The sequence below is a fragment of the Caldalkalibacillus uzonensis genome, from assembly GCF_030814135.1.
Taxonomy (GTDB): domain Bacteria; phylum Bacillota; class Bacilli; order Caldalkalibacillales; family Caldalkalibacillaceae; genus Caldalkalibacillus; species Caldalkalibacillus uzonensis.
Map to the genome: position 1 here is coordinate 1 of NZ_JAUSUQ010000015.1, position 16,479 is coordinate 16,479.

Genomic DNA, 16,479 nt, shown 5'->3' on the forward strand with positions numbered 1-16,479 from the left:
AAGACCCATGAACAGTCTTCCAGATGTCAAAGCAGCCGAAAAAATCGTGTACCTTACTGTACAGGATATCAATCACAAATGGTCAGAAAGAAAATTACGTGGATTTGCTAGTGCCTATCAACAATTGCAAGCTATGTTTAAAGAACGCTATGAGATATAAGCTTCATCATCCTTATGCCATTTTAAAAAGTTCGAAGAACCTGTCAAGGGGCTCGTATACACTTCGCCCTTGACAGAACCTTCTGATACTTTTTTCATTAGTAATTAAGGATGATGAAGGTCTAAATATAGTCACGATTCCAGAGGTGCCCTACGGGCTTACACAAAATTCTTGACGGTACTCAAAAATCTGATCGGTGCCTATTGACAATCCTAAAAAATCTCGTGCTAAACCGTGAAAGCGATTGTATATCTCCTTAGCCAGTTCATCGATTCCTATCAAATGAAGGAGTACACCTTTGGAACGACATACTTCCATTAATCTATAATGTTCCCCTGCGGAAAGGTTTGAAGATGTAAAACAACAAATGATTTCAGCTATATTAGCTGTCTCAACTCCTGTTTTCTCGGGATTTAAGCAATCGCATATATCTTGGTAGAGCTTTTTATAAATATCTGATTGTTGAGTAGTATACATAACAAAGATATATTTGTTTTGAGAATTTAAAAAATATGTGTCTGGTATTCCTATAGTGGTTTTCTTGGTCCCCGGTTTCATCCCTAGAGCAAGAATGTTATCATAACCTATTTTGGATAAATAAGCATCACACAACTCTTGGAATGCTCCACCTTCCAATTGTAATATTTTTTGCTTAATATCAGTTAAATTTGACATAGATTTCCCTCCTAAAAAAATCAACTGTATATAAACTTAGATTCTTTTAAAAAAACTAATTTTCGCCACTTGCTTTTTACCTTAGGATGCTAATATTGCTCTAATAAGGGTGCTATGGGATTTCTCGTACTCCTCAATTCGTTTTTCTAGTTCATCACAAATTTTCATAAGCTCATCAACTTTGGCTACAATACGTTTTTGTTCGTTGAATGGGGGAACAGGAATTAATGTGGCTCGTACTCGATCAATGTTTAAGTTTTTTACACCTGTCCCAACTGCTTTTTTTTCAAATTGTTTAAAACTACCATTTAAAAAATAAAGCAACCATTCGTTGTTTACATATTTCTTAAATACTTGAAAAGACAGCCATCCATCATGAATACAACCATTAATACCAAGAATATAGGCTTTTCCAAAACTCATACTGTTTGACATAATTAACGAGCCTGATGTTAAATATACAGATTTTTTTGCTCCTTCTTTAGTGATTTTTTCTTTAGTTGATGTAATGTATTTATTACTTTTTTCTGCATCCCCAATTTTAATCCACGGAACCCCATTTTCATCTTCTGTAATAAAACTTTTAATAGGTCTGGGAGAAGCACCTCTTCTAATCAGAGTTATATCGTCTAATCGTACCCATTCCCAACTCTCCGGTATCTTATAGGGAATCTCCTCATCTTTAATCGTAGGCAACGCTTTTTGGCGACGCATTTTCTTCTCTTTTATAAACCGCTCTTTTTCTTCTTGAATCTTCTCAAGCAACACAGACGCAGGCTCGTCACTCGGATCTTGTGGTACAAGTTTTCCTCGCGTAGCGAGACTTAATATACTGTTACGTAACATTTGTACGTCCTCTTTTGTGTGTACTAAAGAATCCATATGTTCAAGGACAAACCGGATATCGTTTTCTACCTCGGTATTATTCGTATCCTGAATCCGAGTGAAAACCGTTTTATTGAACACAGATGATGTGTTATTCTTTTGCTTTATCCTTTCAACCAGTTCATCACACAAAGCCATTAGTTCATCAACTTTAGTTACAATACGTTTTTGTTCGTTGAATGGAGGAAGTGGGACTAATGTATCTTCAAAAAATGACTTAGAAACTCGTTGTTGTCCAGCAGTACCGGTATACGTAGATACTCCTTTATCTATAAAAAGTTTAGTCTTAAATAAAAATAAGATGTATTCTGGGATTATTAAACTAAAATGTAAAGGTCTAAAAACATGCAACTCAGTGGTAGCTGCTCCATATCCATTAACAAGCTTAGATAAGACTGCAGATTTTCTATTTTCAAAGCACGGGGTTATTTTTGCAACCACCACATCTCCTTCTCTCACATGAGTATACCCTTTTTTTACAGTACACCATTTTTTAACTTTATATGAATATTTATTACTAAACCCATCATGAATAAGTTTCATTGGGATAAATGATACTTCAATACTATCTTCTATATTGCTGCGAGGATTTATTAATCCTATATCACCTAACCTCACCCATACCCAACTCTCGGGTATTTTGTAGGGAATTTCCTCTTTTTTTATTGGTAGCAACTTTTTTGGCCGACGAATTATTTTTTCTCTAATCAACTGCTCTTTTTCCTTTTGAATCTTTTCAAGTAATACAGTTACGGGTTCATCGTTAGGGTCTTGAGGCACTAATTTCCCCCTAAAGGCTAAATCCAAAATCTTTTCCCTTAGTAGATCAACATCTTCTTCTGTTTGCACAGCATCATGTAAGTGTTTTAATAATTCACTCATACGCTCACCCTACCTATAATTGTAGCCAGTTCATCTGCTAACTTCTGTTTGGTTTCTTTTACACGTTTTAAGGCGTTTTGATACTGTTCATATGCTTCTTCGGGAGATAATAATTCCTGTTCTTGTGAATAAGGATTTTTGATATCTAAGTTATAATTTCTCTCTTTAATCTCTTCAATACTCACTTTCCAGGCGTATTCATTTTCTTCGCGGTTATTCCACCATTGTTTTTCTAGTTCAAACTCTTCAATCCGAATCGGTTTCGTTTTAGAGTAAGATTTCTGTCCCTCCGGATACGGATGTTCAAAGTACCAGATTTCATCAGTGGGCTTACCTTTTTCAAAAAATAAGAGATTCGTTTTGATCCCTGTATAAGGATTAAACACACCGTTTGGCAAACGGACAATGGTATGCAAATTGCATTCTTCAACTAACCGTTCTTTTAAACGGGTTTTGACACCTTCACCAAACAGGAACCCGTCAGGTAATACTACAGCAGCTCGCCCATTATCTTTCAGCTTGGCAAGAATTAATGCCATAAATAGATCAGCTGTCTCTTTCGTTTGAAAAGCGGCAGGGAAATTCGCCTGAATACCATCCTCTTCTTCGCCACCAAACGGAGGATTAGTTAAAATAATATCCACTTTATCCTGAGCACGAATATCACGCAACGGATAACTTAATGAGTTATCTCTTCTTAATTTCGGAATTTCGATATCATGCAGAATAAGATTAGTCATCGCCAAAATGTGGGGTAAAGGTTTTTTTTCAACCCCTAGAATGGTTTCATCCAATATCTTACGTTTCTCAACTGTATCCGCTTGTTTCTTGAGATGTTCTAGTGCGCATACGAGAAACCCACCCGTACCACAAGCCGGGTCTAACACCGTTTCTCCCAGTTTAGGATCTATCATATCAACCATAAATTGAGTGACCGCACGAGGTGTATAATATTCTCCTGCATTGCCTGCACTCTGTAGATCTTTTAAAAATGATTCATAAAAATCGTTGAATAGATGGCGATCCTCTGAGCTATTAAAGTCGATTTCGTCTATTTTATTGATCACTTGCCGGATGAGTGTCCCAGATTTCATATAGTTAAATGTATCTTCAAACACTTCACGTATTATAAATCCACGAGTGCCTTCTATTACATCAGGTAATTCTTTTAAACCGGGAAAAAGTTTATTATTCACAAAATCAAGTAATTCATCTCCGGTCATGCCTTCATCATCAGCAGCCCAATTTCGCCATCTTAATTCTTCCGGAATAGGTGACTGATAATGATCGTCCAGTATTTCCAACTCTTGCTCTTTATCGTCTAATATCTTTAAAAAGATCATCCACACTAACTGGGCGATCCGCTGGGCATCGCCATCAACGCCTACATCCTTTCGCATTATATCTTGAATCGACTTGATGATTGTTGTGATGCTCATAGTAAATCTCTCCTATCCCCTAAGCTGAATAGATGTTTTGTTTAAGTTCATTGACGGCCTGTAGATATCGGTCTTTACCACCGAATAATTTGATAATTTCAACCACAGAGCCGTACTCGTTAAAGGGAGGCAATTTGAGGACTTCCATGCTTTCGATGTTTTCAATACCAGAATCAGCATACTTCTCAAGTAAGGCTTCCAATACCTTTCTGGCTTGCTCCCCGTACTTGGTGAAATAATCCTGCTTTTTCACATTTTGAGCTCGTTCTCTACGGGTCAATGGTTTTTGATCAAAAGCCACATGCAAAATCAGATCGAAGGGATCCATATCTTTTCCCACTTCTTCTTGTAACGCTTCTAGAAGAACCCCTTGTTCCATTAATTCTTGTATAATAACCTCTTTTCGTTCTGTTTCGTTCCATTTACGCAAAAATTCGTCCAGTGAACGATACTCTTTTTGTACGGTTTTTTTAGTATAATCCTTTAAAGATTCGGTAATGAGTTTACCATCTTCTCCAATATATTGCACTCTCTCATTAAGTACTTTAATTTGAACGTTATCGACAACATATACTCTTGGTTTTTCGTTAATCAAACCTGCTGATCCGGTGTCTACTGGGTAGTCAGATCCAGATTCTTCTGGGTCATTATTTCCTTTAGTGTCTTCGCTATTTTCTTCTGACGGTAGAATAGGATCATTTTTGCCAGGTTCATATACACTTTCAGGAGGCCCGTCAAAAGCGGGATCAGCAAAAAGTCGAGTAGCGTTGCGAAAATCTAAGATCGTAAAGGAGTACTTCCCAAATTCCTCATTGACTCTAGTGCCTCGACCAATAATCTGTTTAAATTCGGTCATAGAATTAATATTAGAATCTAAAACGATCAGTTTACACGTTTGAGCATCTACTCCTGTCGTCATAAGTTTAGATGTACAGGCGATCACGGGATAGGTACTTCCTGGATCAATAAAGTTATCCAGTTCCCTTTTACCCTCTTCATCATCACCAGTAATACGCATAACATATTTTCGATTTTGTGAAACCAAATCAGCGTTTTCGTTCATCATTGCCTGGCGCATCCGTTCAGCATGATCTATGTTGACACAAAAGATAATGGTTTTCTGAAACCGATCCGTCTTCATTAAATACTCTGTCACTTTTTTAGCAACTAACTTGGTACGTTCATCAATAATTAAATTCCGATCAAAATCCTTCTGATTGTAAATACGGTCTTTAATTTCATAACCATATCTATCTCGTTGACCTTTTTCCGGTCTCCAACCTTCAACATCTTTATCAATGGTGTAGCGAATGACGCGATAAGGGGCCAAAAATCCATCTTCTATCCCTTGTTTAAGACTATAGGTATAGATCGGTTCACCAAAGTAGTGAATGTTCGACACATCTTTTGTTTCTTTTGGTGTTGCTGTCAACCCTATCTGAGTAGCCGACGAAAAGTACTCTAAAATCTCTCGCCAGGCCGAATCTTCTGCGGCACTGCCGCGATGACACTCGTCTACAATAACCAAATCAAAAAAGTCTGGTGAAAATTGCTTATAAATATTTTTCTCTTCTTCTGCTCCAGAAATCCCTTGATACAGCGACAAATAGATCTCAAATGATTTATCAACTTGACGGTGGGCGATCTTCGTCATCTTGTCTTTAAAAGGTTTAAAATCATTGGCCTTAGTCTGATCAATTAATATATTGCGATCAGCTAAAAACAAAATCCGTTTTTTCGTTCTTGATTTCCATAAACGCCAAATAATTTGAAATGCAGTGTAAGTTTTTCCTGTTCCAGTCGCCATTACTAGTAAAATACGATTTTGCCCCTTAGCCACCGCTTCTACAGTTCGATTAATGGCAATGCGTTGGTAATACCGAGGTTCTTTACCACTACCATCAACATAATAGTCATAAGTGACGATCTTCTCTTCAACTGGTTGCAAACCCTTCCATTGTCGATACTTATCCCACAGTTCTTCGGGTGACGGGAATTGGTCCAACGATATCTCTTGTTCGAGAGGCTCGCTTTTACCGGTACGATCATGAAATAAAAATCCCTTTCCGTTAGAACTAAACACAAACGGGATATCCAATATCTCAGCATATTCTAAGGCCTGTTGCATACCGGCACCAATAGAATGAGTCATATCCTTTGCTTCAATGAGAGCAATGGGAAGATTCGGTTTGTAATAAAGAATATAGTCTGCTCGTTTAGATTTTTTTCGTGTATATACGTTGCCTTTGGCCACTATCCGACCTTTGGTAAAGGTCACTTCTTCTCTGACTTGTTTGTGTATATCCCATCCTGCTTTTTGAATGGCGGGCGTGATATACTTCGTACATACATCACGTTCAGTTAGTTTGCCTTTCACACTAAATACCTCCTATCTTTAACCCACTTTAAGAGGCATTCCAATTAACATATCATATAGGTATAGTTCTATTTTACCATTTTCTATGCAAATTGGTATCACCTCCAAATGGTAGATTTAAATTAGTCTACTAACGTCCAAACTTTCCTCTCTAATTTCTTGACTTCCCTATCCTTTATATCTGTTAAACACTCCTCGATACCAATCGGCTTGACTGCAAGAACTCCCTGATGGAAAGTATCAGGTAACAAACGAATTTGCAGAGGTTGTGTATTCACCCCTGAAAACTTGGGATAGACAATGATTGCCCTATGCGGCTTTTCAATATGATGGTGAAAGTACTGGGCATAAAAGTTGAGCTGGAAGATATCTGCAGTTTCCACCTTCCGCTCGCCATAGTTTTTATATTTAGTGTCCAGCACGCTGTGATCCCCTGTCTCCTGATCCGTCACGATCATATCAGGAATGATATGCCTGTAACTGCTGCCATCAGCCATGATCGCTGTGGTGATTCTTTTAGATGCTGTCACCTTATACCTTGCCGGTAAGTATTGCTTTAAGAGTCCCACCACAAACCGTTCAAATAACTCGTTCATATCAATTAGCAGACTATAATAAGCGCTTTCCTCAAAGCGGTACAGGTTGTTGACAGCCATACTTTTAAATAAATATGAAGTGAGTTTATGCACTTTTTCATAATGAGCGTTTAACCGATGATAGTGAAACGGGGGCAGCTGCTCTCCTCGATACGGTTCACACCATTGCTCCCATTCTGTTCGGTATTGGTGGACTTTCTTCTGTGTTGCTGGATATAGATCGAGCTGCTGAGCCAATGTCAGTCCCTTTAAGATAACCTGATTTTCCGGGATGTTGGTCGCTAGTTCATCATAGCGGCAATACAGACGATGGGCCAAAGCAAAGTTGTGCTGCAACTGTTTCATAAAATCAGGTCTTCCCCGCAACCGGGTCAAATTGTCCTCTTCGGTGACATACTCTTTCACTATGCCGATCTCCATCAGTTTTTCTAGTTCAATCAGATAGAGGCGGACAAAAAGTTCCATCAACTGATGTCGACCCCATTCAGCTTCCGTTTCATCCCACTGATGAAACGGAAGCTGTTCCACAAAACAAATCATATCGATCAGTGACTGAAACCCTTTGTTAAATTTGGGGGTGATCACAAGTCTAACGCCTTCCAGTTCAATCACCCCCACCCAGCTGGTAGAGCGGAATCTGACACCAGTCCTCAACTCATCAAAATAAAGTTTAACTTCCTGATTTTGCCCATTAGCAGTGGCTGACAACCTGGATAAATAATCCCTTTCCGCGATGGACAGCCGGTAACCGGCTACATGCAACTCACTGTATTCACTGAGATAACAGATTTGTTTCATTGCCATCTATCCTTTGAAATGTTCATTTAGAGCAGCAATAAATACATCATCGGGCTCCGTAAAAATGGAACGGTTAATATCCATGACTTCGGTATCCACAAAACTAGGACCGACGATACTGGCCAGTCGTTCATAATCATCAAAACAGTAGTCCTGAACAAGAGGGATAATGTCTAGCTCGTATATTTCCTTCAAGTCCTCCACAGTAGCAACAGGCTGGCCATCTTTCATAAAATAGGCATGACCGATTTGTTTGTCTCTGCCTCCCATGGCCACTAACTTTTCATTAATTTGTTCTAAAATGTCTTTTGGACTTAAGCCCAGTTGATCAATGGTTTGATCAATCAATTCATAGCGAGGCATACACTCAATGAAAGCAAAGCGCCGCTTTAAGGCTGCATCCATCATCTTAATACTTCGATCAGAGGTGTTCATTGTGCCGATGATATATACATTCTCGGGGATTGTAAATGTTTCTTTACTCTGGGGTAAGGTTACTTTCATACCCCGCTTATCTTTTTCCAGAAGGGTGATAATCTCCCCGAAAATTTTGGGCACATTGCCCCGGTTAATTTCATCTATGATCAGAAAATATGGTTGATCCGGGTTTTCTTCCGCTTTTTTACATAAAGTTTTTAAGATGCCATCTTGCAGGTTAAACAGAACTTGCCCATGATTGTTAGCTATTGGCTTAAACCCTTCAATGAAATCTTCGTAGGTGAAGGAGGGATGAAACGTACATACATCCATATTGGTATTGCGCGTTTCACTTAAATATTGAACAGCCTCTTCATCTTCGATTTCCAGGAGATAATTAACGAGCCATTCAGAGAAACTCTCACTTAACTCAAACATCGTTCCCCGGTTCCCCATCCGACCGGCTTGTGTTTGTTGGTACTCCCTTATGTCTTTGACCTCTTCAAAAGGAATTGGCTGTTTAAAGGCATACAAACCTTTAACCCTTAACTTCTGCCCGTCAAAAGGCTGATCAATTTCAGCCAAACCTACAAAGCATCGTTCATTTCCCCCACCTTTATAGCACAGCACTTTATCACCTTTTTGGGCCAGACGAAAATTACGTTTTACACTTTTGAGTTCAAAGTCTATCGTGCCTCCGTTGGTCAGTATATCTTCCCACTGAAAATCATGGCGGACAGACGCGATCATCATCCATAGTTTCTGAGATTGCTTTCCTTCACTCGTCAGCAGCTCTTCTTTCTCGTTTTTCCACTGAATGTAACGCTTGGCCAAGTATGTTTTACCGGTTCCGGAGGGCCCATACAGTATGCACTGACCTTTTCTTTCAAGGGCTTTTTCCAGCTTTGTGAAAAATAGTTCTTCTTCCTCAGTATAGTTTTCCGCATCAATACCACTGTGTTGCTCTCGATGTTTCGTCCACTTGAGCACCTCTTTTTTAGACACTTCACGTAAAGTCGCAAAAGCCCAGTAGTCTTGTTTGGGTATGGAAAGAGGGGGATCATATACTGTATCCCACTGTACATAGACAACGTGTTTGTATGGGCTAAGATCCTCCCGGTATTCATATCCTTTGGTTACTGTGCCTATGCCCAGAATTTTAGAAGTCCCTTGATTTGCAATAACCTTATCTCCCGGCTGTAAGTTGTAGAATTCCCATAATTCATTGGCCTTAGCATTGTTTGGGGTGCCAGTGTGGAAATGATGTTTAAGAAAAGCTGTTTTAAATTCCTCATAATCGGGATACTGCGTCAAATCCCCTACCTCGTTCCATCCTACTGAGATCAAACCTTCCTTCAAGAATTGAGACCATAGACTAGCATTTTCACCAGGTGCAATTTTGTAGTACTTTTCATCTGTTATGACAACATGCCATAAGAAAGCCATCAGTTTAACCGGATGCCACTTATTTAAGGGTTCTAACTCATTTACAACATTTTTGAGCAAAAGATTGCATTCGATGGTATCTTTACCTTTCCATTCATTCTCTGGAACGTTAAGTGCAGACAAAATGGCATGCAAGTGTTTGGCCTTGTAAATGGGTAAAAATTTATCGGGGTGATAGAGAAAGAGCAGCTTCCCTTTTAACATATTAGCGTTAAAAACTAAGCTGTCCGGACTAATACCTTCTGAGGGTAACTGATCATATGCGTCAAGAAGCTCACATATATCATGTCGTAGTTGTTGCCAAGCCTGCTCCACAGAATCGAAGTGATCCGGATACTTCCATTCCTGATCCTTGGTGCTGTAATAGATAATATGCTTGCCGGCAAATCCTCCTTTGATGCTGCCTAACGGGCTTGTATGGTATTCCAGCCACCAACATAACGAATCTTTCTTCTTATAGCCAAGGGCATATTCCTCCAGACTGAGGGAAGAGAGATTCTCGCGAGGAAAACGGGATAAAAATTCTTTATGTAACTGTTTTGCTTTTTCAAGTGTTTCATAATCGTATCTTTGCTCAAATTGAGAAGCCAACTCCATCAGTTCCATATTCGGTTTCCTCCTTTTTTTAACCGGGTTAAGGGATAAGTTTGGGTTTAATATACCAAATCATTTTGACACAATAGTGTCAGGGAAAATATGTTCTGATTACATGTGTTTACACTTTAATACTACAATGGACTCATTTCTATTACTAGATAATGTTATTTGATCCTAAATTTGATCGATCCCCTCAATAATGACTTTATAGTACGGGCGTCTGTGTTCAAATGATTTCCTTTTCCAGGCTGTAATGGCCATCACTTGGCTATCATCCTCAATCAGCAAGGGTCGGGAAGGATCAATATCTCTGTTCTTAGAATCTCTAAACACGGGATGAGGTTGAACCTTGGATGGGCCGCTTGAATCCCATCACATATACCGGTAATGAAATTATCCAAATCACCCACCCGCTCTATTTTATCTGGTGGAAGATAGATGAAAAGGGATAAATGAATATGCCCTTTAAAGCAGCAGTCAAAACCAACCCTTTGCATTGCCTCGAAGGCCCTCGTTCTGAGGGAAATAATCCGGTGTGCTTCAATTTCTTTTTTCCACATAGAATTCGCGCCGTCTTTTTTAGGTGGAATATCCTCCACAACAAATTCTAGTCTCATATTTCATCACCTATTTCAAGGAAAAATCCATCAAAATAAAATAAATTTTTATATTAGTTTATCGCAAGATTTTTACATATTAATGTCAGGGAATTTATGTTCGTAAAAAATTTAATAAGGAAAATTTCACCTAGAAAAAAAGCACGTGTTATCCCGTGCCTGTCTTGCATTGCTATCCCTATTACGTTCCATATTATTAAAACCTAAAATATTCCTCCTTGCTTGTGTCGATCAATAATCCACTTCACTCGCTGCCGTAACTTTGGCATAAATATGTTCAATTTCTTAAACCGGGAGCACATCTGGATATTGACAGATAAATTCTTGTAACTATTCTTCATCGAATTCCTTTTGCCTAAAAGGTATTGCCCTCAGGTTTTTCAATGTCTCCCCCGTGTTTGACCATCATCGGTCTTATACTTGTCCGTTCGCCCCACACCTTGATCTCTGCCTCTTTCCCCTCTCATTTACTCTGCTAGACAATAGTCCGATATTTTAAAACACCCTTATCCATTTCCTCCACAATCTCTCCCCATTCGATTAACAGGTCCAAATGACCAACCGTCTCGGAAACAGTTAACATCGGTTCAGATTGATATTTTGTGGGAAACAGGGCTTGCACAATTTCAAAGCCAGTTTTCGGACGGCCTTTGATGATCTCCTTGATATCGTTGGCCCGTTTTTCTGCATGGGTTAGCCGTTCACTGACCAATTCCGGAACATACCGTTTTTTGAATGTGATTGAGATATACGGTAACAAGCTTCCTGATCCTGTAACCTTGTTTGTCATCATTGCCCTTATTATTCTTGTCGCTTCTGCTTTGGCAGCGATGACCAATGTATCTGCTATTAATCCCTCAACAGGAGAAAACATTGAAGCCGTTAACCTCTTATCTGGTGAAGGATTGGTTCAAATTCTGACTGAAATGGTCTCCAACTTTGCCAATTTCCCGCCCCTGGGTCTGGTCTTAGTGGTGATGATCGGGGTTGGTTTGGCTGAAGCAACCGAACTGATTCAGGCGCTTATGAGACGAGCTTTATCAAGCACGCCGCCTAAGTTTGTCATTCCGGCTATTATCTTTATCGGCATGTTAGGCAATATGGCCGGAGACGCAGCCTTTATTGTTTTACCCCCTATTGCCGCCATGCTGCTGATGGGACTTGGCTTAAACCCGCTTGCCGGTCTGATCGTTGCTTATGCCTCAGTAGCTGGGGGATTTGCAGCCAACCTGATTGTGAATATGTTGGATGTGTTAGTGGCCGGTTTCACGGAAGTAGGGGCCCAAATTATGGATCCGAATTATGCGGCTAACCCGGCTATGAACTGGTATTTCTTAATTGTTTCATTCCTTGTCCTCGTGATCGTGGCCACCATTGTCACCAACAAATTTACGATTCCACGTTTAGGGAAATATGACGGTAAAGTGGAGCAAATGGAGGAATTAACAGACGATGAAAAAAGGGGATTGCGCTGGGCTGGCTGGTCAGCACTGATCTATGTTGCCATTCTGCTCGTTTTGACCCTGCCAAGCAACGGCATTCTCCGAAATCCTGAGACGGGATCACTCGTCAGTGGCTCTCCCCTCATGACAGGATTAGTCCCTATCATTATGTTCCTATTCTTCATCCCAGCCTTGTTCTATGGCCTGGGAGCAAAAACGATTAAAAATGACAAAGATGTGGCCACGATGTTAGGTAAAGCCATGGTCACGATGGGGCCATACATCATTCTGGCTTTTGTGGCCGCCCAAATGATCGCTTATTTCAACTGGAGCAACTTAGGGCCGATCATTGCCATTAAAGGAGCAGAATTTTTACAGTCTGTCGGTTTAACTGGTATAGGCTTATTGGTAGGCTTTGTACTCATATCTGCTTTGATCAACTTACTGGTGGCCAACTCTTCGGCCAAATGGGCCATTCTGGCTCCAGTCTTTATACCCATGTTCATGATATTGGGGTATGACCCAGCCTTTACCCAAATGGCTTACCGCATCGGTGATTCCATTACCAATCCGATTACACCCATGCTGCCATATTTTGCGATCCTCCTCTCATTTGCTAAAGTCTATCAGTCAAAAATAGGGATCGGGACATTGATGTCAGCACTGCTTCCGTATTCCATTTTCTTTGCTATGGCCTGGATCATACTCCTGGTGATTTGGTTCTTCTTAGGCCTGCCTTTAGGACCGGATGGCCCGATCTTTCTTCCATCATAAGGCGTAAACACAAAGGACCTCTAATCGTACCAAATGATTGGAGGTCCTTCACTTTAGCTTTCTATTAACTTCATGTGATCTTAACAGTGCTCTTCCGTCACCAATTGTTCCAGAAGGTGTTTAAGGACATGGACGGCTTGTACACAGTCATTAAGCTCAGACCACTCGTTAGGATTGTGGCTGATCCCCTCCTTGCTCTGCACAAATAACATGGCGACGGGCACATGGCGTCCCAATACCATGGCATCATGTCCTGCCCCACTAGGGAGAAACAGAGGGGGGATGCCCAACGCCTCAACAGCAGTCCTCACTGTTTGCTGCATGTTTTCATAGATGGGGACAGGTTCGACCCTCAATGTTTCCGAAAGCTCCACTTGCAAACGACGCTGTTGGGCAATGTGGTGTGCCTCTTTCTGCACAGCATCAATCAGTTGATCTCTCGTTTCCCGCTTAATGTCTCTGAGATCCACGTACACTTTCACTTCACCTGGAATAACATTGATACCCCCCGGATGAACTTGTATTTTGCCGACCGTACCCACTGCGGTCGAACTGATTCGCTTAGGCAATGATTCCACCTGAAGAATAAACTGACTGGCCGCCGCTAACGCATCGAAGCGTTGGTTCATAGGGGTATTACCCGCATGACCCGCTTGCCCTCTAAAAGTCACTTCCAGCCAGCAAGGGCCGGCGATTCCGTTGACAATGCCAACCGGAATTCCAGCGTCTTCAAGGGTTTTCCCTTGTTCAATGTGAACTTCAACAAAAGCCGCAATCTCCGCAGGATCCCGCTTGGCCGCCATAAATTGTTCAACCGTCAAGCCATCCCGTTCTATCACGGATTGAAATGAATCGCCGTTAATATCTTTTAACTGCTGCTGTTTCTCCAGGTTAACTTCACCCATCATGGCCCGGCTGCCGGTCAGTCCTCCGTTAAATCGGGCCCCTTCTTCATCTGAGAAAATGACCACTTCATAGGGAGCATCAGGGCGATAGCCAGTCTCCTTCCAGGCTTGCGCCACTTCCAGCGCGGCTAACACACCCAAGGTGCCGTCAAAATGGCCGCCGTTGGGAACACTGTCTACATGGGAACCGGACATGACGACAGGCAAGTGATCTTGTTGAGCCGTGAACCGTCCAATGACATTACCTGCACCGTCTTCCCTCACCTCCAGCCCTGCTTCGTTCATCCACTGTTTGACTAACTCTTTTGCAGCTCTTTCTTCGGGTGAAAAACCAATCCGCTGAGAACCACCCTCTTCCGTCAGGCCAATAGCTGCTAGCTGAGCCAGTCTTGCAGCCAGCCTTTCTCCACTGACACCTGAATGATCGTGACTGTCATTATATGTCGCCATTAGCCGGTCTAGCACCTTCTTGTTTACTTCCGATACACCAGCCATGTATAAAAACTCCTTCCTCTATTTGTCACTGTTCTTCCTGTTATGATTAGAGCAAATAAAACAGCGTTTTGTTATCATTTCTTTGTTTGTTTCGAAATTCCTGCCTATCAGTAGGAGGAATGTGGTATAAAAAAAGCCCCCTATTCTATAATAGAGGGCACCTTATTGTGACCACACATACCGATAAGCCTGTAAAGAGATATTTAAGGCCTTCTCACCTGAAGGTATAGTCGTTATTACAGAATAAACTTGTTAAATCATACTAAAAGTTAACACTCTTATTTATTAATAGCAGGAGATTGGTCAGTTTCGTTTTCCGCTTCAAATATCTTATTTAAATGCTCTTCGGGAAGCGGTATAGTAAATAAACTCACTATGATACAGGATGAAAAGGCGATAATCATCGCAACAGTACTCCCTGCCCAAGGGACTGTAAATAGTGTTACACCTAACTGCTGACCCATTATAAAGTATAGAATTAAATATGAACCAAACCCTAGAGTAGAGCCAACAATCGCACCGGCTTTTGTCGTTTTTCTCCACACGCTGCCCACTATCATGACTGGGGAGATCCCCCCTACAAATGCTCCGATACCAATCCACATAAGAGCCGTAAGGAATTGTGGAGGATTAAAAGCAATAATGATTCCAACAAGCATTACTATTGGTATCATCATTCTGGTTCCTAGAAATGTAATTCTGTCCGCTTGTTCTTCAGACATTTTCTTTTTAAAACGCGGAACTATTAAATCTCTAAAAATATCATTAGCCACCGCTATACTTAATACTAGAAACAGTCCTGACGTTGTTGACATGATAGCAGCAAGTATAGCCACTCCTGCCATGGCAATAACAGGTGCTGGCATAAACTTTGTAAGCATCTCTAATACCCCTACATCTGGAGGAACATCAGGGACTACTGCTCTTGCTCCCAAACCCCCTAACCACATTAACAGTCCCATGAAGAACATAAATACCAATCCTACAAGTAATGTAGTGGGGATTTGCCTTTCCTCACGCAGAGTAAACCACATCTTTGACAGTTGCGGTGTTAAGGCAAACAAAGCCAGTGAAATCATAATACCGGGTCCGGTAAATTCTCCGAAGAAGGGGTTATTAAATACGACATCCCAACTTAAATTAGGGTCTTGTGCTGTAAGCTTATCATTTATTTCGGAAATTGTACCTACGTAATATAAGACTGTAAATGTAACAAATAAGGCCAAGACAAGCATAATGACACCCTGAATTGCTGAATTCAAAACCTCCGCATGGGTACCTCCAATGACGATATATGCTGCAATAATTATTCCAGCCAAAATGACTCCAAAATGATAAGGAATATTTAATATCCGGTCAAAAATCCAACCTGTTCCGGCAAATTGGCCGGCCACATAATAAATCATTGTTAAGGTGACTATGGCAGTAATGGCTCTCATGTAATTGCTTTGGAATCTAATGCCCATGTAATCTGGCAAAGACTTGGCGGACATCCTTGTACTTATCTTAGATAGTTTAAAGGCTACAAACGCCCAAGCAACTACTGCTCCACCATAACCAAATGCGTACCATAAAGCCGGCCAGCCCATATTAAATACCAGACCAGGGTTACCCATAGTTGCCGCAGCACTGCATGTTGTTGCCCCTAATGCCAGCCCAACAATAATGGGCCCATATGACCTTCGGGCTGCAAGGAAATCAACTAACCCCTTAGTCTTCTTATGCCCGAAATATGTTAAAAAAGCTAAAAAAGCGAAAAATAGCAAGAACAAGTTCCAACCCCAAACTACAACTGATTTATCCATTGGCAGTACTCCTCTCTATACATTTTTACTTTCACTTTTCTTAGAATCGATTACTTTGTGTTTGTTTTTATGCCAGAAATATATACCAATTATTACAGCAGTCCAAAAAAACCATTGAGCATACCACAGTATTGCCATCGTTCCCATACTCAGTCACCTCCTTATCCTG

At 40.8% G+C, this 16,479-nt stretch carries 12 protein-coding genes and 1 pseudogene; 2 read left to right on the forward strand and 11 right to left on the reverse strand.

Annotated elements, in window-relative coordinates:
- A pseudogene (locus J2S00_RS16400) lies at positions 1 to 160 on the forward strand (IS256 family transposase); the annotation flags it as partial.
- Between the two features lie 150 nt (positions 161 to 310).
- Here the strand turns inward: J2S00_RS16400 and J2S00_RS16405 are convergent.
- From J2S00_RS16405 to J2S00_RS16440, 8 genes are all read right to left on the reverse strand, one after another.
- Entirely contained in the window at positions 311 to 835 is a 525-nt protein-coding gene (locus J2S00_RS16405; RefSeq protein WP_307342288.1) for a hypothetical protein, read from the reverse strand.
- 81 nt (positions 836 to 916) lie between these two features.
- The gene (locus tag J2S00_RS16410; protein ID WP_307342291.1) at positions 917 to 2,602 is read right to left on the reverse strand and encodes a restriction endonuclease subunit S; all 1,686 of its coding nucleotides are present in this window, start codon (positions 2,600 to 2,602) and stop codon (positions 917 to 919) included.
- Complete coding sequence (locus J2S00_RS16415; protein WP_307342294.1) at positions 2,599 to 4,041, reverse strand: type I restriction-modification system subunit M; 1,443 nt, start codon at positions 4,039 to 4,041, stop codon at positions 2,599 to 2,601. The genes J2S00_RS16410 and J2S00_RS16415 overlap by 4 nt, the downstream gene beginning before the upstream one ends.
- A gap of 19 nt (positions 4,042 to 4,060) precedes the next feature.
- On the reverse strand, positions 4,061 to 6,418 hold the full coding sequence (gene hsdR / locus J2S00_RS16420; protein ID WP_307342298.1) for an EcoAI/FtnUII family type I restriction enzme subunit R: 2,358 nt from the start codon (positions 6,416 to 6,418) through the stop codon (positions 4,061 to 4,063).
- A gap of 122 nt (positions 6,419 to 6,540) precedes the next feature.
- Positions 6,541 to 7,812 carry an McrC family protein gene (locus J2S00_RS16425; protein ID WP_307342301.1) on the reverse strand — a complete coding sequence of 424 codons (1,272 nt, stop codon included), beginning with the start codon at positions 7,810 to 7,812 and terminating at the stop codon, positions 6,541 to 6,543.
- Between the two features lie 6 nt (positions 7,813 to 7,818).
- A complete protein-coding gene (locus tag J2S00_RS16430) occupies positions 7,819 to 10,281 on the reverse strand; it encodes a DUF8426 domain-containing protein (RefSeq protein ID WP_307342303.1) in 2,463 nt (820 codons plus the stop codon).
- A 272-nt stretch (positions 10,282 to 10,553) separates the two neighbouring features.
- Entirely contained in the window at positions 10,554 to 10,889 is a 336-nt protein-coding gene (locus J2S00_RS16435; protein WP_307342306.1) for a RusA family crossover junction endodeoxyribonuclease, read from the reverse strand.
- Between the two features lie 475 nt (positions 10,890 to 11,364).
- A complete protein-coding gene (locus J2S00_RS16440; RefSeq protein ID WP_307342477.1) occupies positions 11,365 to 11,649 on the reverse strand; it encodes a hypothetical protein in 285 nt (94 codons plus the stop codon).
- Between J2S00_RS16440 and J2S00_RS16445 the strand changes: the two genes are divergently transcribed.
- Complete coding sequence (locus tag J2S00_RS16445; protein ID WP_307342309.1) at positions 11,543 to 13,105, forward strand: AbgT family transporter; 1,563 nt, start codon at positions 11,543 to 11,545, stop codon at positions 13,103 to 13,105. The two genes, J2S00_RS16440 and J2S00_RS16445, sit on opposite strands and share 107 nt — an antisense overlap.
- Positions 13,106 to 13,185: 80 nt before the next feature.
- On the opposite strand, the gene J2S00_RS16450 is transcribed toward J2S00_RS16445, so the two are convergent.
- The 3 genes from J2S00_RS16450 to J2S00_RS16460 all read right to left on the reverse strand — a co-directional run bounded on the left by J2S00_RS16450 (position 13,186) and on the right by J2S00_RS16460 (position 16,457).
- Positions 13,186 to 14,505: a Zn-dependent hydrolase gene (locus tag J2S00_RS16450; protein WP_307342312.1), complete on the reverse strand. Its 1,320-nt coding sequence runs from the start codon at positions 14,503 to 14,505 to the stop codon at positions 13,186 to 13,188.
- A 278-nt stretch (positions 14,506 to 14,783) separates the two neighbouring features.
- The gene (locus J2S00_RS16455) at positions 14,784 to 16,310 is read right to left on the reverse strand and encodes a sodium:solute symporter family protein (protein ID WP_307342315.1); all 1,527 of its coding nucleotides are present in this window, start codon (positions 16,308 to 16,310) and stop codon (positions 14,784 to 14,786) included.
- A gap of 15 nt (positions 16,311 to 16,325) precedes the next feature.
- Entirely contained in the window at positions 16,326 to 16,457 is a 132-nt protein-coding gene (locus J2S00_RS16460; protein ID WP_307342319.1) for a hypothetical protein, read from the reverse strand.
- Positions 16,458 to 16,479: the final 22 nt, after the last annotated feature.